General features: G+C 64.0%; 21 protein-coding genes. 7 read left to right on the top strand and 14 right to left on the bottom strand.

Features of this window, described 5'->3' with window-relative positions; genetic code table 11:
* Positions 1-3: 3 nt before the first annotated feature.
* Positions 4-552 carry a Twin-arginine translocation pathway signal gene (locus tag LB525_RS09515; protein WP_095765276.1) on the bottom strand — a complete coding sequence of 183 codons (549 nt, stop codon included), beginning with the start codon at positions 550-552 and terminating at the stop codon, positions 4-6.
* Positions 553-626: 74 nt separating this feature from the next.
* On the bottom strand, positions 627-1,022 hold the full coding sequence (locus LB525_RS09510) for a VOC family protein (RefSeq protein WP_224544433.1): 396 nt from the start codon (positions 1,020-1,022) through the stop codon (positions 627-629).
* A gap of 239 nt (positions 1,023-1,261) precedes the next feature.
* Here LB525_RS09510 and LB525_RS09505 point away from each other — a divergent pair, with 239 nt between their 5' ends.
* Positions 1,262-1,567, top strand: a complete 306-nt coding sequence (locus LB525_RS09505; RefSeq protein WP_095765274.1) for a ribbon-helix-helix domain-containing protein — start codon at positions 1,262-1,264, stop codon at positions 1,565-1,567.
* Here the strand turns inward: LB525_RS09505 and LB525_RS09500 are convergent.
* Both LB525_RS09500 and cckA read right to left on the bottom strand, forming a co-directional pair.
* Positions 1,564-2,274, bottom strand: a complete 711-nt coding sequence (locus LB525_RS09500; RefSeq protein ID WP_224544432.1) for a DeoD-type purine-nucleoside phosphorylase — start codon at positions 2,272-2,274, stop codon at positions 1,564-1,566. The genes LB525_RS09505 and LB525_RS09500 overlap by 4 nt on opposite strands.
* A 104-nt stretch (positions 2,275-2,378) precedes the next feature.
* Positions 2,379-4,964 carry a cell cycle histidine kinase CckA gene (gene cckA / locus LB525_RS09495; RefSeq protein WP_224544431.1) on the bottom strand — a complete coding sequence of 862 codons (2,586 nt, stop codon included), beginning with the start codon at positions 4,962-4,964 and terminating at the stop codon, positions 2,379-2,381.
* Positions 4,965-5,175: 211 nt separating this feature from the next.
* On the opposite strand from cckA, the gene LB525_RS09490 reads away from it, so the two are divergent.
* Positions 5,176-5,889: a flagellar biosynthetic protein FliO gene (locus LB525_RS09490; RefSeq protein ID WP_224544430.1), complete on the top strand. Its 714-nt coding sequence runs from the start codon at positions 5,176-5,178 to the stop codon at positions 5,887-5,889.
* 115 nt (positions 5,890-6,004) lie between these two features.
* Here the strand turns inward: LB525_RS09490 and dksA are convergent, their stop codons facing one another.
* Positions 6,005-6,421 carry an RNA polymerase-binding protein DksA gene (gene dksA / locus LB525_RS09485; RefSeq protein ID WP_095765270.1) on the bottom strand — a complete coding sequence of 139 codons (417 nt, stop codon included), beginning with the start codon at positions 6,419-6,421 and terminating at the stop codon, positions 6,005-6,007.
* Between the two features lie 246 nt (positions 6,422-6,667).
* On the opposite strand from dksA, the gene LB525_RS09480 reads away from it, so the two are divergent.
* The 4 genes from LB525_RS09480 (at position 6,668) to LB525_RS09465 (ending at position 10,440) form a co-directional block, all read left to right on the top strand.
* Positions 6,668-7,171 carry a SixA phosphatase family protein gene (locus LB525_RS09480; protein WP_095765607.1) on the top strand — a complete coding sequence of 168 codons (504 nt, stop codon included), beginning with the start codon at positions 6,668-6,670 and terminating at the stop codon, positions 7,169-7,171.
* Positions 7,172-7,234: 63 nt separating this feature from the next.
* Entirely contained in the window at positions 7,235-8,707 is a 1,473-nt protein-coding gene (locus LB525_RS09475; RefSeq protein ID WP_224544429.1) for a YcjX family protein, read from the top strand.
* Complete coding sequence (locus LB525_RS09470; RefSeq protein WP_224544428.1) at positions 8,704-9,786, top strand: YcjF family protein; 1,083 nt, start codon at positions 8,704-8,706, stop codon at positions 9,784-9,786. Before LB525_RS09475 ends, LB525_RS09470 begins: the two co-directional genes overlap by 4 nt.
* 99 nt (positions 9,787-9,885) lie before the next feature.
* Complete coding sequence (locus LB525_RS09465; RefSeq protein WP_224544427.1) at positions 9,886-10,440, top strand: hypothetical protein; 555 nt, start codon at positions 9,886-9,888, stop codon at positions 10,438-10,440.
* 47 nt (positions 10,441-10,487) lie between these two features.
* Here LB525_RS09465 and LB525_RS09460 read toward each other — a convergent pair whose 3' ends face one another.
* The 7 genes from LB525_RS09460 to LB525_RS09430 are packed head-to-tail and all read right to left on the bottom strand — an operon-like array spanning position 10,488 to position 18,604.
* Complete coding sequence (locus LB525_RS09460) at positions 10,488-11,477, bottom strand: ABC transporter ATP-binding protein (protein ID WP_224544426.1); 990 nt, start codon at positions 11,475-11,477, stop codon at positions 10,488-10,490.
* Positions 11,478-11,485: 8 nt separating this feature from the next.
* Entirely contained in the window at positions 11,486-12,445 is a 960-nt protein-coding gene (locus LB525_RS09455; protein ID WP_263492742.1) for an ABC transporter ATP-binding protein, read from the bottom strand.
* Positions 12,442-13,413 (bottom strand): ABC transporter permease, encoded by a 972-nt coding sequence (locus tag LB525_RS09450; RefSeq protein ID WP_095765266.1) that lies wholly within the window; start codon positions 13,411-13,413, stop codon positions 12,442-12,444. The genes LB525_RS09455 and LB525_RS09450 overlap by 4 nt, the downstream gene beginning before the upstream one ends.
* Positions 13,413-14,408 carry an ABC transporter permease gene (locus tag LB525_RS09445; RefSeq protein ID WP_224544579.1) on the bottom strand — a complete coding sequence of 332 codons (996 nt, stop codon included), beginning with the start codon at positions 14,406-14,408 and terminating at the stop codon, positions 13,413-13,415. Before LB525_RS09445 ends, LB525_RS09450 begins: the two co-directional genes overlap by 1 nt.
* Positions 14,409-14,467: 59 nt before the next feature.
* On the bottom strand, positions 14,468-16,129 hold the full coding sequence (locus LB525_RS09440; RefSeq protein WP_224544424.1) for an ABC transporter substrate-binding protein: 1,662 nt from the start codon (positions 16,127-16,129) through the stop codon (positions 14,468-14,470).
* 4 nt (positions 16,130-16,133) lie between these two features.
* The gene (locus LB525_RS09435; RefSeq protein ID WP_224544423.1) at positions 16,134-17,051 is read right to left on the bottom strand and encodes a proline iminopeptidase-family hydrolase; all 918 of its coding nucleotides are present in this window, start codon (positions 17,049-17,051) and stop codon (positions 16,134-16,136) included.
* A 38-nt stretch (positions 17,052-17,089) separates the two neighbouring features.
* Positions 17,090-18,604 (bottom strand): leucyl aminopeptidase, encoded by a 1,515-nt coding sequence (locus LB525_RS09430; RefSeq protein ID WP_224544422.1) that lies wholly within the window; start codon positions 18,602-18,604, stop codon positions 17,090-17,092.
* Between the two features lie 260 nt (positions 18,605-18,864).
* On the opposite strand from LB525_RS09430, the gene LB525_RS09425 reads away from it, so the two are divergent.
* Entirely contained in the window at positions 18,865-19,761 is an 897-nt protein-coding gene (locus tag LB525_RS09425; RefSeq protein ID WP_224532034.1) for a LysR substrate-binding domain-containing protein, read from the top strand.
* A 78-nt stretch (positions 19,762-19,839) separates the two neighbouring features.
* Here the strand turns inward: LB525_RS09425 and LB525_RS09420 are convergent, their stop codons facing one another.
* A complete protein-coding gene (locus LB525_RS09420; protein WP_224544421.1) occupies positions 19,840-20,106 on the bottom strand; it encodes a hypothetical protein in 267 nt (88 codons plus the stop codon).
* Between the two features lie 374 nt (positions 20,107-20,480).
* The gene (locus tag LB525_RS09415) at positions 20,481-21,689 is read right to left on the bottom strand and encodes an MFS transporter (RefSeq protein WP_224544420.1); all 1,209 of its coding nucleotides are present in this window, start codon (positions 21,687-21,689) and stop codon (positions 20,481-20,483) included.
* Between the last annotated feature and the right edge of the window lie 55 nt (positions 21,690-21,744).

The raw sequence follows: 21,744 nt of genomic DNA, 5'->3' as shown, positions 1-21,744 counted from the left end.
GGCCTACAGCCACTCGATGTCGTTGAAGCCGCGCGCGATATAGCCGCCCTTGGAGTAGGACTCGCCTTCGTAGCCGAAGATCGGCCACACCTCCTTCTGGTTGTAGAGGCTGACGACAAGACCGCCACGCACCGCCTGGAAGAACGGCGTCTTCTCGATACCGGTGAGGAGCGCCACCCGCTGCTCTTCCCAGCCAAGCCCGCGATAGCCGCCCTTGCCAGCCTTCTTATCGAGCTCGGCGATGCCTTTCTCGATCAGCTCCTTGTGGGCGGGGTCCTTGGCGGCCGTCTCGTCATGGCCCTTGACGGCAATGGCGTAATATTTGTCCGGCACCTGGTCGTGCGGGTAGATGTCGCGCGCCACCTGGATCAGCGTCGCCATCGTTTCGGGCTTCAGCGCCGAGGTTTCGAGACCCCAGGCGTGTTCGGGGCTGATGACGGCGCTGCCGGAGATGATGAGCAGCGCGCCCGCGCCGCCACGTTTCAGAAGCTCGCGCCTAGATAGTCCGGCCTTTCTCTCATAGCCCGGTTTCTTCTCGTAGACTGTAACCATGATTTTCCTCCCTGCTTGCTGTTCGCACCCTGAGAGTGCCGTTGCTGGCGCCGCGCCTCTCCGCGGCGTATCCCCTATTGGAAGCGCCCTCCCCGCTGCAGGACCTCGATCTTGTAGCCGTCGGGATCCTCGATGAAGAAGAAGCGGGCGATCAGCGCCCCGTCGTAATTGAACTCGACAATCTTCTTCGGGTTGAGACCGAGCGCGCCGATCCGGTCGTGTTCGCTGTCGAGATCGGCGACCGAGACGGCGAGATGGCCGTAGCCGTCGCCAAGCGCGTAGGGCTCGGTACGGTCCTTGTTGACGGTCAGCTCCACCTCGAAGGGCGAACTGGCATTGCTGAGATAGACGAGCGTGAAGGTCTCGAAATCGAGCCGCTGAGCGACCTCCAGGCCGAAGGCCTTGTTGTAGAAGTCGACGGAGCGCGCTTCGTCGAGAACCCTGATCATGGAATGGATCGTCTTCGCCAAATCGGACTCCGTGAGCTCTCATGCTTTCGAAGCCGATTATGCGCGCCGGCGAAAAATGGTGGTGGCAGCCGATTACCACGCGTGGAGCAGGAAAACGGCTAGTGTCGCTCCAATTCTAAGGACGAAAGTCCGATTGCCGTCGGCGGCTATCGGATTGAAAATGACCAACGCAGGCAGTGTTCAAAAAGGCGCCAGCCAACCCAATCGGCGCCCAAGACAAACAACAACGGGAGGTACCGATGTGCAGAGTCTTCGCCGGGCAGGACCCGGAAGGCTACCGGCAGATCAACAGGTCGATCCGCATCGACGGCCATTCGACCAGCATCCAGCTCGAGGCGACATTCTGGGGTCTGCTTGACGAGATCGCCGACAGCCAGGGACTGACGACGCCGAAATTCATCTCGAAGCTCTATGACGAGGCGATCGAGATCAACGGCCAGATCCCGAACTTCGCTTCCATGCTGCGCACGACCTGCGCGCTCTATTTGCGCGGCCATCGGCCCAGCGCCGAAGACCAGGCCGCATTGAAGCAGGAAGCCGCCTAACTGCTCTCGACTGCGACTTCGAGCGCCAGCCGGGTCATGTCGGTGAAAAGCGCCTGGCGCTCCGAATCGTCGATCAGCTCGCCGGTGGCGACATGGTCGACGACGGTCAGCAGCGACAGCGCTCGAGCGCCGAACTGTGCCGCAATCCGATAGAGCGCGCTGGTTTCCATATCGACGGCCAACGCCCCCAGCGCCATCGGCTCGTCAAACCGAGCGCGGCCATCGGGATGGTGGAAGACGTCGCTGCAGATCGTCAGTCCGGCGCTGCAGGCGATACCGAGATCGGCGGCGCATTGCAGCGCCCGCGCATGCAGCGCCGGGTCCGGCCCCGCCGACTGGTAAAGCCCGAACACTTGCCCGCTGATTGCACTCTCGGCCCGCACCTCGCTGGAGATGACGACGCCGCGCAAAGGCACGTCTTCCGACAAGCCGCCGCATGTGCCGGTGCGGATCAGCGTTTTGACGCCGTAATACTCCATCAGCTCAAAGGCATAAATCAGGAAAGACGGCGCCCCTATCCCGGTCGTCTGGATGCTGACCGGCTTGCCGCGGAACCGGCCGGTGAAGCCCAGCGCGCCCCTTCGGCGGTTGACGCAGCGCGGTGCCTCGAGAAACATCTCCGCCATCCATTGCGCGCGCTCGGGATCGCCCGGCAACAGCACCGTTTCGGCATAGCCCCCCCGGCCCGCCTCGATATGCGGCGTCACGCGCTATCACCCCTGATAGACCCATCCGGCGACCATCATGGCAGGACTGCCGCAATGCGCAAGCTCTGGCTTATTTAGAGCAATCCAAGGAAGCGCTGAACGCCCTAGGATTCCAGCACGTCCTTGACGATCGTCGCCAGTTGCTTGAGCGAGAACGGTTTCGGCAGGAAACCGAAATGCGCCTCGGCCGGCAGGTTCTTCGCAAACGCGTCCTCGGCATAGCCCGAAACGAACACGAACTTGATGTCCGGCTGGCGTTTGCGCAGCTCGCCGAGCAATGTCGGTCCGTCCATCTCCGGCATCACCACGTCGGACACGACGATATCGACCTTGCCGCCGAGCGCCTCGAACACTTCAAGCGCCTCGACGCCGGACGACGCCTCGTGCACGGTATAGCCGCGCGAGGTCAGCGCCCTGACGCCGCCCATGCGCACGGCATCTTCGTCCTCGACCAGAAGCACCGTGGCGGAGCCGGAAAGATCTTTTGCGGTATCGGCGGTCTTGGCCGGAGCAGTCGCCGCTGTCGACGGCGCCTCGCCAGGCTCGGCCTGCTTCTTCACCTCGGCGATGTGGCGCGGCAGGAAGATACGGAACACCGTGCCCTTGCCGACTTCGGAATCGCAGAAGATGAAGCCGCCGGTCTGCTTGATGATGCCGTAGACCATCGACAGGCCGAGGCCGGTGCCCTTGCCCACTTCTTTGGTTGTGAAGAAGGGCTCGAACATCTTTTTCAGCACCTCGGGCTCAATGCCGCTGCCGGTGTCCTCGACGTCGACGAGCACATAGTCGGCCGGCGTCAATTCGCGGTAGGCGAAGGATTTGCACTCGTCGGCGGTGACGTTGCGGGTGCGCACAGTGAGATCGCCGCCGCTCGGCATGGCATCGCGCGCATTGACGGCGAGATTGACCACCACCTGCTCGAACTGGCCGATATCGACCTTGACCGGCCACAGGTCGCGGCCGTGGTCGATCTTCAGCTTGATGTCGTTGCCGACGAGGCGCGCGAGCAGCATCCTGAGATCGGCCAGAACATCGGTCAGGTTGAGCACTTCCGGCCGCAGCGTCTGCTTGCGCGAGAAGGCGAGCAATTGCCGCACGAGCGAGGCCGCCCGGTTGGCGTTCTGCTTGATGTTCATGATGTCGGGGAAGGACGGGTCCGACGGCCGGTGGTTGGTCAAGAGAAGGTCGGACGCCATGATGATGGCGGTCAGCACGTTGTTGAAGTCGTGCGCGATACCGCCGGCGAGCTGGCCGACTGCCTGCATCTTCTGGCTCTGCGCCATCTGGCCCTCGAGCGCCTTCTGCTCGGTGGTCTCGACCGCGTAGACGATCGCCGCCTCCTCGGCGCCTTCGCTGCCCGCGCTGTCGGCGACGGCATTGACGTAGAAGCGGATGTGGCGCTCCTCATTGCCGGGCAGGACGGAATCGATCGGCTCGATATTGGCCTGCCGCTGCCGCGCCTTCTCGAAGGCGGCGGCGAATGCCGGCCGGTCGCGTTCGTGAACGATCGTTTCGAAGCGCACCCGCCGGTCGACGGCGTCGCGGTCGACCACGGACGAAAACAGCTGCAGGAACGGCGCGTTGGTGCGCAGGATGCGTCCGCTCGCATCGACGCCGGCAATGGCCATCGGCGTCGAGTTGAAGAAGCGGGTGAAGCGAACCTCGGATGCCCGCAGCTCCGCGGAAGCGTCCTCGCCCTGGGTGCGGTTGAGCACGATCGTGCGGGTCGGGCCGTTCACGCCTTCGCGGCTTGCCGATACCCGGTGCATGAAGCGCACCGGCAGCGCCTGGCCGCTCATCGTGGTGAGGTCGAGGTCGATGACCGCATTGCGTGTGGTGCCCGGATCGGCCTTGACGGAACGGACCAGCGCCATGCCGTCGCCGGCGATGATTTCCGGCAGCGTGATGGCGCCCGGCGTGAAGGAGGCAAGATCGATGCCCAGCCACTCGGCGAGCGTGGCGTTGATATAGGTGACGCGGCCCTCCTGATCGGCCGAGAAGAACCCGGCCGGCGCATGGTCGAGATGGTCGATGGCCTTTTGCAGGTCCAGGAAGAAACGTTCCTGCTCCGCCCGTTCCTGCGAGATGTCGGCCAGCTGCCAGGCCAGCATCGGCAGCCTTTGCCCGGGCATGCTGAAGGCGCGGGCGCGGGCGCGGTACCAGCGCGCGCCCGGCTCGGCGCCCGGCTTGATCGACTGCGCCAGCCGGAACTCGCCGTCGCCAGCCTGGCCGTCGCGCAGGCCCGACGCCAGCCGGTAGATCGTCATCGAGGCTTCGGGAACATCCGACAACAGCCCTTCGACGGTCTTGAGATCGGCGGCCGAGGCGGCACCCGTCATGTCGGCATAGGCGCGGTTGGCGTAGACGACGCGGCCCTTGGTGTCGGTGACCAGCAGGCCCTGCGACATGGAGTCGACGAAGGCTTTTGACAATTCGTCGCCGGTCGACCGCGGTGCGATCTGCACGAAGCCGATCGCGGTCGCGAACAGGAAGCCGACGCCGATCATGGCGAGCACGCCGAGCATGCCGAGCAGGAAAGGATCGCCGAGGCGCTCGCGGAAAAGTCCGAAGACGATCGCGGCGCCGGTTAAGACGACGATGAAGACGATGAGCCTAGTGACGGCGCCCGGACGCGTGTTCTGGTCGACGATCGGTACCGGATAGAAATCGCCGCGCGCTTCCTTGGCCATGTTCCCCCTGCTCGTGATTCCGGTGTCCGACGGGCACGGACGGCCGGTTGAATCACATTCTCCTGTAGCGGAAAAGGCCTCGGCGGCAAATGTCCGATAAAATCAACGATTCATGTTTCAAACTGTTCACGATGGGTGATGTGAACTTGCGGTCGCTGGTCCCAACGGTCTAGTGTTCCCTGACTTCAAAGATGGCGATTGGGGTGCACCGATGCAGTGGCTGGATAATGTAGCGGGCCCGGGTTATGTCGCTGCAATCCTGTGGACGGTAGCGGCTCTCATCATGCTGGTTGTCGTCCTGCTCGCCATCAAGGTGGTCCGCAACCTGACGTTCGGCACCTTCGTCGCCGGCGGCAGGAACCGCAAGACGCGGCTTGCCGTGATGGATGCCACCGCTGTCGACAGCCATCGCCGGCTTGTCCTGGTGCGTCGCGACGACATCGAGCATCTGATCCTGATCGGCGGGCCGACCGATGTCGTTGTCGAGCGCGACATCAGGCTGGCGGCGCTGCGCCGCCCGGCATTGACGGGCGACGCCGGTCAGCAGCAGACAGGAGTTGCGCAACGCCCGCGCGCGCCGCAACCGGCGCCCGCACCCGCTCCCGCCCGGCCGCCGCCGCCTGCCGCCCAGCCTGCCGTCGCACGTCCGCGCGCGCCGGCGCCCACACCCGCGCCCAAGCCGGCGGCGCCGAGCCAGCCGACGGCGAAGGTTATGCCGCTGCCGGGCTACGGAACGACGAACGGCAGCACCCGATCCACGCCGCCGCCCTCAAACGATTCCATCGACGACACGCTGATGCACGAGCTCGAGACCTCTCTCGACGAGACGCATTCCGAGCCGGCACCCAGCAAGCCGGCGGCCAAGCCTTCGCTCGATGACGAGATGACCAAGCTGCTTGGCGAGTTGGGCAGCCACAAGCGCTGACCGGTCACCGGCAAGCGAGCTTTTCGCGCCTTTGTCGGCAAAGACAATGGGAGCGCTGAAAACAAAAATGGCCGGAATTCCGGCCATTTTTGATGTTCCTGCCTGTTGGATCGCGTCAGTCGTCGCGATAGACCTTCTCGCGGCGTTCATGACGCTCCTGCGCCTCGATCGACAACGTCGCGATCGGACGCGCATCTAGCCGCTTCAGCGCGATCGGCTCCCCGGTCTCCTCGCAATAGCCGTAGGTGCCTTCGTCGATGCGCTGGAGCGCGGAGTCGATTTTCGAGATGAGCTTGCGTTGGCGATCGCGGGCGCGCAATTCGATGGCACGATCGGTTTCGGAGGAGGCGCGATCGGCTAGGTCGGGATGATTGGCGTTTTCCTGCTGCAGGATTTCTAGGGTTTCGCGCGCTTCGCGCAGAATGTCGTTCTTCCAGGTGATAAGCTTTTGACGGAAGTACGATTTTTGCCGTTCGTTCATGAACGGCTCGTCTTCGGAGGGTACGTAATTGGCGGTAACGATATCGTTCATTCGACTCACCCAACAACCCCAAAATTTGGCGCCTATATATTCGGGGAAAAGAGCCTGCACAAGCGCTATCGACGACAGTTTCACGCAATTGTTAGTCTTGCATCGGCAACTCCGGCGACAACGTTGTTCAACGGCAGAAAACGAATTCGCACCTGATTCGTTGCAGTTGCGGGCCGACCATTGTGCATGACATCGTTCTGGTGACTAATCGCGCTTTGTCACGAAGGCAGCACCATGGGGGTCCGGTTGAGCAGACTTTATCTGTTGCGGCATGCCAAAGCCGGCTGGGCGCTGCCCGGCATGCGTGATTTCGACCGCCCGCTCGACGAATCGGGCATGGCCGATGCCGAAGCGATCGGAGAGGCCATGCGGGCCCGCAACTATGTGCCGGACGTCACTCTTTGCTCCAGCGCCAAGCGGGCCAGGCAGACGCTGGAAGGCCTGGCGGGGCGCACCGACACCGGCCGGGTGCTGTTCTTCGACACGCTCTACAGCGAGGATGCGGCCGGCTATCTGGAGATCATCCGCAAAAATCGGGACGCTGGCCAGCTTCTGGTGATCGGCCACAACCCCATGACCGAAGATCTGGCCATGGCGGTGTCCGGAAATGGCGAGCAGACGGCGCGCGGCATGATGAATCACGGTTTTCCGACCTCCGGCCTTGCCGTGGTGCGCTTTCCCGGCAACCTTGCCGAAGCGGCCCAGGGCAACGGCTATCTCGAAGCTTTTCTCACGCCGGCCGACCTCTGAGGCCATTTCAAACGCGCGGTGCAGGGCCTATATCGGGCGCTGACGCGCAACCAGAGGCCTGATTTGGCATCATCGCTGACCAGTTTTACCGACGAGGCGAGGATTGCGCTCGACACGTTGTCGGGCCGCGCCGCCGGGCTCTTCTCTCCGTCAATGCGCCTTGGCGTCACCGGCCTGTCGCGCGCCGGCAAGACGGTGTTCATCTCCGCCCTCGTCCACAATCTCATCCATGGCGGTCGCCTGCCGCTGTTCGAGGCGCAGAAATCCGGCCGCATCGCCCGCGCCTTCCTTGAAGAGCAGCCGGACGATGCCGTTCCGCGGTTCCAATATGAAGACCATGTCGCGGCTTTGGTGAACGAGCGGGTCTGGCCCGACTCGACCCGCGCGATCTCCGAGCTCCGGCTCACCATCGAATATGAGTCGGCTTCCGGCTGGAATCGCCTGTTTTCAGCCGGAAAACTTTCGGTCGACATCGTCGACTATCCCGGCGAATGGCTGCTCGACCTGCCGCTGCTCGGCAAATCCTTCGCCGATTTTTCGCGCGAGGCGCTCGAGTTGGCCGTCCTGCCCGTCCGCTGCGACCTGTCGCAGGCCTGGCGTGAGTTGGCCTCCACCATCGATCCCGATGCCGACGCCGACGAGATGACCGCCCGGCGATTGGCCGAAAGCTTTGCCGCCTATCTCAAGGCGTGCAAGCTCGACGACCGCGCGCTGTCGACGCTGCCGCCAGGCCGTTTCCTGATGCCGGGCGATCTCGAAGGCTCGCCGGCGCTCACCTTCGCGCCGCTGATGACACTGTCGCAAGGCCGGCCGCGCTCCGGATCCCTGCGGGCGATGATGGAGCGCCGCTACGAGGCCTATAAGACGCATGTCGTCAAACCGTTCTTTCGCGAGCACATCGCCCGCCTCGACCGGCAGATCGTGCTGATCGACGCCATGCAGGCGCTCAATGCCGGCCCGGCCGCGATGGCCGATCTGGAGCGCGCGGTAACCGAGATCCTGTCCTGCTTCCGGCCCGGACGGGGCAATTTCCTGACCGACTTCTTCTCGCGCCGCATCGACCGCATCCTTGTGGCCGCGACCAAGGCGGACCATTTGCACCACGAAAGCCATGACCGGCTGCAGGCGATCGTGCGCCGGCTGACCGACCGGGCCGTCGCGCGGGCGAATTTCAGCGGTGCCGCCGTCGATGTCGTCGCCATGGCGGCGGTTCGCTCGACCCGCGAAGGCACGGTGAAGCGGGGGCGAGAGACACTCCCCGTCATCATCGGCACGCCGCTGAAAAGCGAGAAGATCAACGGCGAGACATTCGACGGAAAGGCCGAAACCGCCATATTCCCGGGCGATTTGCCGGAAAAAGTCGACGCGGTGTTCGATGTTTCCGGATCGCAGGTGGACAGCGCCGAACCGGCGATCCGCTTCGTGCGTTTCCGCCCGCCGAAGCTTGAACGCACCGCCGAAGGCGTCACGCTGTCCCTGCCGCATATCCGGCTCGACCGCGCGCTGCAGTTCCTGATCGGAGATCATCTGGCATGACCGCGCCCCGCAAACCGGCGGCCTTCCGCATCGAGCCTGAGACCGAAGCGCCGCCGCAGCCACAGCGAAATAGCGCCGCCGAGGAGCCGCCGGCGCGCCGACCACGTGCCGCGAGGGCCGATGTAGCGGTCGTGATCCCCTCGGAAGTCGACGTCTTCGACGAGCCGGATATCGAGGCCGCGGTCCCGCCGCCGGCGACAGCGCCGAGAAAGCGTTCGCTGCTTTCCCGGCTGTTCTTCGGCGCTCTCGGCGTGCTCGTCTCGCTGGCGGTCGGCCTTTGGGCCGACCAGCTGATCCGTGACCTGTTCGCGCGCGCCGAATGGCTCGGCTGGCTGGCGGCCGGCATGGCGGCGATCGCGCTGCTCTCGCTGCTCGTCATCCTGATCCGCGAATTCCTCGCCATCACCCGCCTTGCCGAAGTCGAAAAGATGCAGAAACAGGCCCTGGATGCCGTGGCGCGCGACGACCCCAAGGCGGCGCGCGCCTTGGTCGACGAGCTCTCGGCTTTCGTCGCCGCAAAACCCGAGACCGCCGCCGGCCGCCGTTCGCTGGCCGAATTGCGCGGCGAGATCATCGACGGCGCCAATCTGGTGCGGCTTGCCGAGACCGAGATCCTGTCGCCTCTCGATGCCCGCGCCAAAGTCATGATTTTGGAGGCCGCGAAGCGCGTGTCGCTGATAACGGCGGTCAGCCCTCGCGCGCTGGTCGACATCGCCTATGTCGTGTTCGAAGCCGGGCGGCTGATCCGGCGCTTGTCCGATCTCTATGGCGGCCGCCCAGGCACGCTCGGCTTCTTCCGGCTGGCGCGCGGCGTGCTCGCGCATCTGGCGGTGACCGGCTCGATCGCCGTGGGCGACAGTTTCGTGCAGCAGATCGTCGGCCATGGGCTTGCCGCAAAACTCTCGGCAAAACTCGGCGAAGGCGTGGTCAACGGCATGATGACGGCGCGCATCGGCATCGCCGCGATGGAAACGGCACGCCCCTTGCCGTTCATCGCCGTGAAGCGCCCGGGCCTTGGCGATTTCCTCTCGGCGCTGACGTCGTTCGCGGCACGAAAGGACGGTCAGGACGACCGATAAGGTAAACGCGCGACCCATCGCGGGTGACGAAGCATTAACCAATCTTCTGCATGGTCGGTCCGGTCCCAAGAATAGACTCTTTCGTGCCGGGTGTCGTCGATGAGAAGCGTGATCCTGTCCTGCGTCCTGCCTGCCGCCATTGCGATTGCCGCGCCGCTCGGCCTCGTCGAAAAGGCCCTTGGCGCAGAGCCGGACAAGCAGTTTTTCCGCTCCGTCGAAGGCAGATGGGTCGGCCCTGGCGAGATCATCGCCGGCAAGTACAAAGGCACCAAATTCACTTGCGATTTCAATGGCTCGACGCCCGCCAGCAAGCTCGGCATGACGCTTGACGGCGGCTGCAGGGTCGGCGTGTTCACGCAAAAGATGTCGGCCAGCGTCGAGCGCAAGGGCCGCGATGGTTACAGGGGCACCTTCATGGGCGGCTCGGCCGAAAATGGCATGGATATTGTCGGCGGCAATGTCGTCGACGCTCAGAAGGTCGTTTTCACCATCAACCGCAAGCAGTTGAACGGCGTCATGCAGGCGCGTGTCCCCGACGGCAATTCGATGACCGTGACGGTGGCCGTGCGCGTCGACAATCAGCTGGTGCCGGTGATCGGCATGAGCCTGAAGCGGGTCGATTCGGTCGAAGTCGGCGCCATCGCCAAGAACTGATCCGGCGCGTTCCGGCAGTCCGCGTCCGCCACCCGCTACAAGACGGTTCAGGTCAAAGTCGGGAAGTGGCAGGCCACTTTGCGACCCGGACAATATTCTTTCAGTTCCGGCCGCTCGGAACGGCACCGGTCCGCCGCGATCGGGCATCGCGGATGGAAGCGGCATCCGGACGGAGGCTTTAGCGGGCTCGGCACGTCGCCGGTGAGGATGATGCGCTTGCGCGCGCCCGCAGGCGTCGTCTCGACGATGGGAACCGCCGAGATCAGTGCCTGGCTGTAGGGATGGGCGGGTTTCGCAAAGACCTCTTCCGCCGGGCCCTCCTCGACGATCGAGCCCAGATACATGACCGCGATGCGGGTCGAGACCTGGCGCACCACGGAGAGATCGTGGGCGATGAAGATATAGGTGAGCTTCAGCTTCTCCTGCAGATCGGCGAGCAGATTGACGATCTGGGCCTGCACCGACACGTCGAGCGCGGAGACCGGCTCGTCCAGCACGACAAGGTCGGGGTTCAACGCGATCGCCCGCGCGATGCCGACGCGCTGGCGCTGCCCGCCGGAGAACTCGTGCGGATAGCGCATCATATGGTCCGGCAACAGCCCGACCAGCTCGAACAGCTCCGCCACCCGCGCGGTGATCTCACGCGCCGAAACCTTGCCATGGATACGCAGCGGCTCGGCGACGAGATCGCCGACGCGCCGGCGCGGATTGAGCGAAGCCGAGGGATCCTGGAAGACCATTTGCAAGCGCCGCCGCAGCGGCCTGAGCTCGGACAGCGATTTCGAGGTGATGTCGTCGCCTTCGAACAGAAGCTTGCCGTCGGTGATGTCGTAGAGCCGAACCAGGCAGCGCGCCAGCGTGGACTTGCCGCATCCGGATTCGCCGACAAGGCCGACAGTCTCGCCGCGCCGCACGCTCAGCGAGACGTTGTCCACCGCATGGACCGTCCGCCTGCCTTCGGCGGAAAAGCGAGTGCCGATCCAAAAGCGTTTTGTCAGCGAACGCGTCTCGAGGATCGGCCGATCTGTATCTGTCATCAGCTCGCTCATGCCTGCGCCACCCGAAAGCACGCGGCGGCGTGCGCGCTCGCGCCGAGATCCGGCTTGCCGGCCTCGCAGGGCTCGTAGCGGACCGGACAGCGCGGGCCGAAGGCGCAGCCTTGCGGCAGCTGCAGCAAGGACGGTGGCGAGCCGGGGATCGCCGGCAGGCGGCGCGGTTTCTGGCCGGTCAGCGGCGGGATCGAGCCGAGCAGCGCGCGCGTATAAGGGTGTCGCGGATCGGAAAACAGTTCGGTGCGGGTGCCGCGCTCGACAACGCGGCCGGCATACATGACCATGACCCGGTCGGCGAGCTCGGAGACCACGCCCATGTCATGCGTGATGAAGACCACCGCCGACTTGTGCTTCGCCCGCAATTTGCGCACGAGGTCGAGAATGCCGGCCTGCACGGTGACGTCGAGCGCGGTGGTCGGCTCGTCGGCCACCAGCAGCGCCGGATCGCAGGACAAGGCCATCGCGATCACCGCCCGCTGCCGCATGCCGCCGGAAAGCTGGTGCGGATAGCGCGACATCGCCTCGTGCGGGTTGGGGAAATTCACCTCCGCCAGCAGCTGCTCGACGCGCTCCATCGCCTTGGCCTTGCTGACGCCGCGATGCGCGCGGATCTGTTCGGCGATCTGCCAGCCGATGGTGTAGACCGGCGTGAGCGCCGTCATCGGGTCCTGGAAGATCATGGCGATCTCGTTGCCGCGCAAACGACGAAGCTCGCGCGGCGGCAGGCCCACTAATTCGCGGCCTTTGTAACGGATCGAGCCTTCGATGGTGGCGTTCGGGTCGGTGATAAGCCCCATCACGGCAAGCAGCGACACCGTCTTGCCGGAGCCGGATTCGCCGACGACGCCGAGGATCTCGCTTTCCTCCAGGTCGAAGGAAACGCCGTCGATGGCGCGAACCGGCCCGTGATGGGTGCGGAAGGAGACTTTGAGATCGCGCACCGACAATATCATGATGCCCTCAGGCGCGGATCGAGAAGGATGTAGACGAAATCGACGACCGCATTGGCGATCACCACGAACATGGAGGCATACATGACCGTCGCCATGATCATCGGCAAATCGAGATTCTGCAGCGCGTCATAGGTGAGCTTGCCGATGCCGTGCAGGCCGAACACGACCTCGGTCAGCAAGGCCGAGCCGCCGACCAGCGCGCCGAAGTCGAGGCCGAACAGCGTGACGAAGGCGATCAGCGACGTGCGCAACGCGTGGCGAAACAGGATGCGGGTCTCCGACAGGCCCTTGGCGCGTGCGGTGCGGATGTAATCCTCCTGCATGGATTCGATGATGGCCGCGCGCAGCACGCGTCCGTAGATGCCGATATAGAGGATGGCCAGCGTGATCCATGGGATGACCAGCGTCAGGAACCAGCCCTTGGGATCGTCGGAAAAATTCTTGTAGCCAAGCGGCGGCACCCAGGAGAATGCCCAGCTGTCGTGATAGCGGCTCTGGGTCATCAGGTTCATCACCTCGCCCAGCCAGTAGACCGGCATGGAAATGCCGAGCAGGCCCAGCGCCATCAAAAGCTTGTCCAGCCAGCTGTCGCGGGTGGCCGCGGCGACGATGCCGATGATGATGGAGACGACCACCCACAGGACCGCGGCGCCGAACACCAGCGAGAGCGTGACCGGGATCGAATCCATGACGGCCGGCACAACCTTCCAGCCGCGGTTGACGAAGGAGGTCAGATCGCCGGTGACGAAGATCTTCTCCATCATGCGCGTGTATTGCACGTAGAGCGGCTGATCGAAGCCGAAGCTGTGGCGCACCGCCGCCAGCACTTCAGGCGACGCGTTGCGGCCGGCGATGCGCGCCGCGGGATCGGCGCCGGGCGTGGCGAAGAAGATCAGGAAGACGATGACCGAGATGCCGAACATCACGAACAGCATCTGACCGAAGCGGCGAAGGATGGCATAAAACATCAGTCGCGCCCCAGCCGGACCTTGGAGCGCGGGTCGAGCGCATCGCGCAGGCCGTCGCCGAAGACGTTGAGCGCCATGACGGAAACGGCGATCGCCAGGCCAGGCACCAACGCCACCAGCGGTCGCGTATAGAGCAGCGCCTGCCCGTCCTGGATGATGGTGCCCCAGCTCGCGGCCGGCGGCTGCACGCCGATCGACAGGAACGACAGCGCCGATTCGGTCAGCATGTTCAGCGCCATCATCAGCGGCACGAAGACGATCAGCGTGGTGGTGATGTTGGGCAGGATGTCGCGCCACAGGATGCGCCAGCCCGGCACGCCGAGATTGATCGCGGCGAACACGAACTCGCTGTGGCGCAGCGCCAGGACCTGCCCGCGGATCGGCCGCGCCACATAGGGTATATAGACGATGCCTATGATGATGATCGGCAGCCATAGGGTGCCCGATTGGATCTCGATCGGGCCGATCGCGATGCCTTGCGCGATGGTGACGATGGAAAGCGAGATCGCCAGCAGATAGATCGGAAACGCCCAGAGCACGTCGAGCAAGCGCGACAGCACCGTGTCGGTGATGCCGCCGAAATAACCCGCGATCAGTCCCGCCATCGTGCCGACAATCAGCGTGAAGATGGTGGCCGCGCCCGAGATCAAAAGCGAGTTCAAGCCGCCATAGAGCAACCTTGCCATGACGTCCCGCCCCTGGCTGTCGGCGCCGAGGAAATAATTGCCGAGCCGCCAGGTCGGACCGATCGGCGTGTAGCCAAGCCCCAGTCCCTCGGTCGACTGCTCCATCACCGGAACGTCGGCGCCGTCGATCTGGATGACGGCGTCGAGCGTCGAGGCGAACGGATCCGTGCCCGCCCATTTCGCGTAGAGCGGCGCGCTGAAACAGGCGAGAACGATGATGAGGAACACGGCCAGGGACGCCATGGCGGCCCTGTCCGTTGCCAGCTTCGCAAACGCGACGGCCCAGGGCCCTCGCGTCTTGCGCGGCATGGCGGCGACTTGGCTGGACACGGTATGTGATTCCGCGGTTCGTTACTGCACCCAGGCCCTTACTGCACCCAGGATTGGGTGATAATCCAGTTGAACTGCGGGTTGAACTTGAAATTGCCGATCCGCTTGCTGACGAAATCAAGCCGCTTCGGCGTGAAGAGGCCGACCGCCGGCGCCTTGTCGGTGACCTGCTTGTCGATTGCCGCCCACAATTTGTCGGCCGCCTTCTGATCGGTCACGCCGAGGTCCAGCGCCTTCTGCATCTGGGCGTCGATATCCTTGTCGCAGAAGCCGGAAATGTTGATCGAGGCGTCCGAACCTTCGCGATAGGAAGCGCAGCTGAACAGGATGTTCAGGAAGTCCGACGCCGCCGGATAGTCCTTGTACCATTGGGTGACGGACATCTGCACTTTGTTGTTGGTGTTCTGGATATAGGTGAACTGCAGGTTGGACGAGATCGGCTTGACGTCGGCGACGTAGCCGATGTTGGTCAGCACGCTCTGCAGATAGACCCCGATCGACCGCGAGATGGCGGTATCCTCGACAATGATGGTCACCTTCTGGCCCTTGGTGCCCGATTCCTCGACGAGTTGCTTGGCCTTGTCGACATCGGGAGCCGACCATTTGGCGCCCGGGTTCTTGGTGAAGGGGCAATAGTCCTCGTGCCCGGGGAAGTCCGGAGGCAGGACCTGGCAGACCGGCGAAGCCAGCACCTTGCCGCCGAACAGCTTGACCAGCGTGTTGCGGTCGACCGCATAGGCGACGGCCTGGCGCGCCTTTTCATTGTCGAATGGCGCCATGCGGGTGTTCAGCGGCGCGTACCACCAGGCCGAAAGCGGCGAGATGTGCAACTGGTCCATGGACTTGCTGCCGAGCTCGCCGAGGCGGTCGCTGGGCAGCGCGTCGAACATCCAGTCGGCTTCGCCGTTCTGGATCGCCGTCACGGCCGCCTCTTCCGACAGGCCGAAATCATACTGCACGACATCCGGATAGCCGTCCGGCTGGGCTTCCTCGCTCCACTGTTTGAAATTGGGGTTGCGGGAAACCGTCATGCCCTTGTTCGGATCGAAGGCCGAGATCATGTACGGGCCGGTGCTGGGGATCGGCTTGGAGCCCATATCCTCGGCCGGCGTGTCCGCCGGCAGGATCACGGCATGCGGCAAGGCAAGCTTGTAGAGGATCTCGGCGTCCGGCTTGGTGAGATTGAGGGTGATCGTGCCGGCCGTCTCGTCGGTGACGACACCGCCTTCCAGCGTGCAGCTCTTGGTGTCGGCCAGGCATTTGTCGGCGCCAACGATGCCGGCATAGAAGGTGCCCGAGGTCGGCCCGGAAATCTTGAAGATGCGCTGGAAGGAGGCGACGACGTCCTTCACGCCAAGATCCTGGCCGTTGGAGAACTTGATGCCCTTGCGCAGCTTGAAGGTGAAGGTCTTGCCGTCATTGCTGACCGTGGGCAGCGCCTCGGCCAGGTCGGGAACGATGGAAAAGCCGTCGACGCCCTCGGCTTTGCGGAAGGCGACCAGGCCGTCATAGATCGGCTGGTACATCTGCCAGCCCTGGTCCGTGTAGTTGATATGCGGATCGAGCGTTCCGGCCGCCGATCGGGCGAGAAGGCGAATGGTGCCGCCGCGGTGCTCCTTGAGATATTCGGCCTGTGCCGGAGCGAGCCACGAGCCGGCCAGCAATGCGGCGGCCGACGCCGCCAAAACCAGTTTCTTCATGTCGTCATTCCCCTTTTCTGTTGTCATTGTCGTCCAGGAAGTCTCCCACCACACGCATGCAGAGTTCCTGCTCCTCGACATGCGGCATGTGGCTGGAATGCTCGAATATCTGCCAGCGCGATCCCTTGATGCCGTCTTTGAAGGGCTGCACGGTCGCGGGTGTGGCTTCGTCGTGCCGGCCGGAGATGAGGAGTGTCGGAACCTCGATGGCCGGCAGGCGGTTGATGACGCTCCAGCTCTTCAGCGTGCCGATGACGTGGAATTCGTTCGGGCCGTTCATCACATTGTAGACGGTCGGATTGCGCACGATCTGGGCGAAAGTCTCCGTCACCTCGGGCGGGAAAGGCACGACCCGGCAGACATGCCGTTCGTAGAACCGCATCGTCGCTTCCTGGTAGGCCGGATCGTCCGTCGTGCCGGCCTGCTCGTGCTTCGTCAGCGTCTCCTGGACTTCCCTGGGCAGACCGGCGCGCAGCCGGTTGGCTTCCTCGACCCAAAGCTTCATGGACGCCGGCGAGTTGGCGATGGTCAGCGACTTGAGGCCCTTCGGCCTGGTCACGCCATATTCGGCGCCCAGCATGCCGCCCCAACTTTGCCCCAGCACATGGAAGCCGCCGCGGATGCCGAGATGGTCGACGAGATTTTCCAGTTCGTCGATGAAGAGTTGGGGCGTCCAGAAATCGGCACCTTTTTCCGGCAGCAAGGTGGAATTGCCGCAGCCCAACTGGTCGTAGTGGATGACGGCGCGGCCGCCTCGGGCAAGAAGCTTATAGGCATCGACGTAATTATGGGCAGCACCCGGCCCGCCATGCAGGATCACGACTGGGGCCTTGCCGGCATCGAGCGCGCCGCTGACCCGGTACCAGGTTTCATAGGCGCCGAACCCGGCCCGCCCTTCCTTGCTGACGATCTCGGACGGCATCCCGGCTCCCTCAGTGGTTGAAGACATCTCGTTGCCGCCTAGTTCGCCGTCCGGCCGGACTGCACCCATTCTTCCAGCATCTGCACGCCGAAAGCCGTGGCGCCTTCCCGGCCCAGCGGCCGGTCCTTGTCGGCCAGTTCCTTGCCGGCAATGTCGAGATGCACCCAGGGGCGGTCTTCGGTGAAATTGCGCAGGAAGGCCGCGGCATAGGGCGCGTCGCCGTCTTCCATGTCCTTGGCGTGATGGCGGATATCGGCGAAGGGCGATTGCAGGCCCTCGTCATAGGCCCGGTCGAGCGGCAGCTGCCAGAACCGCTCGCCGACCTTTTCCCCGGCCGCGATCATGCGCGAGGCGATGGTATCGTCGGTGCTGAAAAGGCCTGCGAAGACAGAGCCGAGGCCTCGCATCACCGAATAGGTCAGCGTCGCCAGGTCGACGATCACCGAGGGGTTGAAACGCGAGGCGGCATAATAGAGGCAGTCGGCCAGGATCAGTCGGCCTTCCGCATCCGTATCGAACACTTCCACGGTCTGGCCCGACGCCGTCGTGACGATATCGCGCGGTTTGAGCGCGGTGCCGGACGGCATGTTCTCGGCAATGCCGAGCACGCCGACGGCATGCACCGGGCTGCCTTGCCGGGCGAGCGCGATCAGCAGTCCGACAACGGCGGCCGCGCCGCCCATGTCGGCCTTCATGTCGAACATCTGCTCGCCGCGCTTTATGCACAGACCACCAGAATCGAAGCAGACGCCCTTGCCGACGAAAGCCAGCGGCTGCGCGGGAGCGCCCTTGCCGCGATAGCGCAGGACCGCGACGCGCGGCGGTCGCGCCGAGCCGGAGCCGACGGCCAGGATCGCATTCATGCCGAGCTCCTTCAGCCGTGCCGCATCCAGGATCTCGACATCGATGCCGGCCTCGCGCAGCGGCTCCAGATGGTCATGGAAATTGTCGGGGTGGAGATGGTTCGGCGGCAGGTTGACCAGCGTGCGCGCATATTCGACGCCGTCGGCGATGGCATTGACCCGCGCCAGCGCCGCCTTCAGTTCCGGACCAGCCGCGCCGATCAATTGCACCCGCAAAGTGCGGTCGGCGCCTGCTCCCTGACGCCGGTTGCGCAGGTCGAAACGATAGCGCCGCAGCCGCATGCCGAGCGCGACCCGCGCCAGTATTTCCGCTGCGGGCAGGTCGACACCTGCGAGCGGGTCCAGCATCAGGGTGGCCGCGCATTCGCCCTTGCCTTCCAGATGCGCCGCAAGCAGACCGCCGGCGCGCGCCAGCGAAAGCGGGGTTACGGCCTCGGCCTTGCCCAAGGCCAGCACCACCACGCGGCGGGTCGACATCGCCTTCGGCGCGATGACATCGACGCAGGCGCCGGACTCCTCAAGCGCGGCCGGCTCGGAACACGCGCGGGACAAGATCCCGTCCATTTCAGCATCGAGTGCCGCTGCCCGGAGCCCAAAACCGTTTTGAGCGGTTTGCAGGATCACGACGACCGAGGTTTCCGCGGAAATCTCCTCCGCCGCTTCAAAGACCGGCTCCGGCGACTGAGGCATAGAAGCTCATTCTCCCATTCTGGGGCGCCCCGCCGAGGCTCAGCTGGCGTCATACGCAAAGCTTCGCCGGTCCCCGGTGGAAGCCGGCCATGCCGGTTTCCGCCGCTGGTGGAATGGCATCGGAGTGCCCAAACAATCGTTTTCGGATGGCGACTTGGTCGCTCTTGCCTTTTGGGTATCCCCGAACCGGCCAAGCGATCAAACGCCAATTTTGCCCAAGTCGATTGACAAAAACTCAACTGACATTTCATGATCGGCCAATGGCCCTGCCCTCACTCAATGGCATGCGCGCTTTCGAGGCCGCCGCGCGTCTCGGCAGCATCAAGGATGCAGCGGAAGAGCTGCATTTGACGCCCTCGGCCGTCAGCCGCCACATCCGCGCGCTCGAGAAGAACCTTGGCCAGGAGCTGTTCGAGCGCGGCTTTCGCCAGATCACGCCGACCATCAGGGGCTCATATTATGCGCGCGGCCTCTCCGAAGCATTCGAGGCTATCTGGCGCGCCACCGACGATGTCAGCTTCGTCCATGGTCACGGCAGGACCCAGCGGGTCAGGGTTCTCTGCGTGCCGGCGGTTTTGAACCTTTGGCTGGCGGACCGGCTGCCGAATTTCCGCAAGCTGCATCCGTCCGTGAACCTGGAGATCTCGACGTCGGGCAAGCGCGCCAACTTCGATTTGGCCATTGTCGACGAGTTCGTCTACAAGGCCGGCCCGGCCCTGACGCTGCTGATCCCGCTCGTTCTGACGCCGGTCTGCGCGCCGTCGCTGCTTGAGGGACCGGTGCCGCTCAGAACGCCCGCCGATCTGGTCAATCATCACCTCATCCACGAATGCGAGAGCATGCGCTGGCGGCGCTGGCTGGAACAGGAAGGCGTTCTGGACGCCACGCCGAAATCCAGCACGACGCTCGATGACTGCACCTTGATCATGCGCGAGGTGATAAACGGCGCGGGGATCGCTTTGGCCGACACCATGATGGCCCAAGACCTTTTGCAGCAAGGCAAGCTTGTCGCCCCGTTCAGCGCCCGCCACACCTATCCCGCCGGAATCTACCTGCACCAGCGCCGCAGCATCGGAAACAAGCCAGGCACCGGCCTGTTCCAGGATTGGCTGCTCGCCGAGATCGCCGACCATAAGCGCACGATGGGTATCTCGTAGCGCGTCTTGTCCGAAGCGCCGCGCAAGAAAAAGGCGGCGACCGACCGGCCACCGCCTTCGCATTGTCGACGGCTGGACTCAACCCTTGATGGTGGCGGTCAGCTCGTCATAGGCCTTGCAGGCTTCGTCGAGCGTCGTGGCGCCCTGATACTTCGTCGTCACAGCCTGCGCCTTGGCGGTCAAATCAGCCGCCTTGCTCGGATCCTTGGTGATGGCTTCCTGGAGCGCGGCAGCCATGTCCTGCGCCTTCTTGGCGGCGATTTCCTGCGTGCATTCCGGCCCCTTGGAGCAAGCCGAACCGGCCAACGCTGCAACACCCACGGCAACGAGCAAAAACTTCTTCATGTCAATCATCTCCTCAAAAAAGGCAGCCGCCCATCGCCGCTGCCTCCACTGGCCGAAGCCGAACGTGCCATAACCTCCGATTGTGGCGTGAAGCAACGACCGGACCGCATAAACTTGTGCAATCAGGCTGCAACGTCGCGGCTTCCGTGTTGAGGCCGCCCGATGCATGTCGCCCAAAGCGCGCAGCGGTTTTGGGTCGACGACAGGCATAAAGCAACAAGCTAAAGCGCGTCGTACGAGGCCATTCAGACGCGACGGCTTTAGAGCAATCCCAAGAAATGTACGAAACGGTTTTCAGCCCCGAAAACAAAGAGATAGTGCGTCTCACCGTTTTCGTGAAACGATGAGACGCTCCATGTCAGCTGGAGCAAAGTTCACCCGCGAGGCTGTAGCAGCGCCAGCACGACGGTCAATGCGGCAAGGACGGCGGTAAGGGTCAAAGGTCCCGTGGCGCCATGGGTATCCACGACATAGCCGCCGACAACCGCGCCGATGGTGATGGCAACCTGGAAGGAGACGACCATCAGGCTACCCGCAGCTTCCAGCGCATCAGGTGCCGCGCGGGACAGATTGGTCGGCAGCACGACCGGCGCCATGCCGAAGGCCAAGCCCCAAAGCGTGACGAATGTGAACGCGACGCCAATGTGCACGCCCCAAAGCACCAATGCCAGCGCCGCAAACCCCATCAATGCGGCGTTGCCCGCGAGCGCCATGCGGATATTGGCGTCGGCCATACGGCCGCCGGCGACGTTGCCGATCACAGCCGCGATGCCAAATCCGAGCAGGGCCAGGGCAATTGGCCCGGTGGCGAGGAGCGTCACGTGTTCGAGGAAGGGGCGCACATAAACAGAGCCGGCAAAATGCCCCGTCATCAGCAAAAGAATGGCAAGCATACCGAGTTGGATGCCGCGCCGCTGTGTCAGCCGAAATACGTCAGCCAGACTATTGCTGGCCGTCGCAGGCAAGGTCGGCAGGCTCAGCAATTGCAGCAGCATGGCAATCACTGCCAATCCCGCCGTCAAGGCCATGGCGCTGCGCCATCCCAGCCAGTCGCTGATCAACGCCCCCATTGACGGGGCGGCGATGGTGGCGAGCGAGACGCCGAGGGTGACGATGCCCATGCCCCGACCTGTCGCATTGGCGCCGACCAGCCTGGCCACGACGGCAACCGAGAGTGCCCAGAATGCGCTGAGAGCGATTCCGAGCCCGGCCCTGCCCAGCAGCAACAGCCAGAAATTGGGCGCTAGCGCGGCAAGGAGGTTGGAACCGACCGCCAAGGCGCTGAGGCCAACCAACACCGTCTTACGGTTCAATCGTCCGATGAGAACATTGCTCAACATGGCCGTCACGGCGCCGACCGAAGCCGTGGCGGTGACGACCTGTCCGGCGGTTCCTTCGCTGATGCCGAGGTCCCGCGCCATCGGCGTCAGCAGGCCTGCCGGCAGGAATTCGGCTGATACCAGGGCAAAGCTAGTGGCCGCCAATGAAATGACCGCAAACCAGGTGGCTGCGTTCCACGGGGCTGGCGCGGCGTCCTCGAGGTCTATCGCCGCGTCTTCAAGCTGTAATGTTGTGTCTGTCACTGAAAGATCTCCAAGGTCTGGAGATCTTCAATAGACGAGTCTTCTCGGATGATAT

Source organism: Mesorhizobium sp. CA16 (assembly GCF_020165175.1).
Classification (GTDB): domain Bacteria; phylum Pseudomonadota; class Alphaproteobacteria; order Rhizobiales; family Rhizobiaceae; genus Mesorhizobium.
This window is presented reverse-complemented; position numbering and strand designations above follow the sequence as displayed.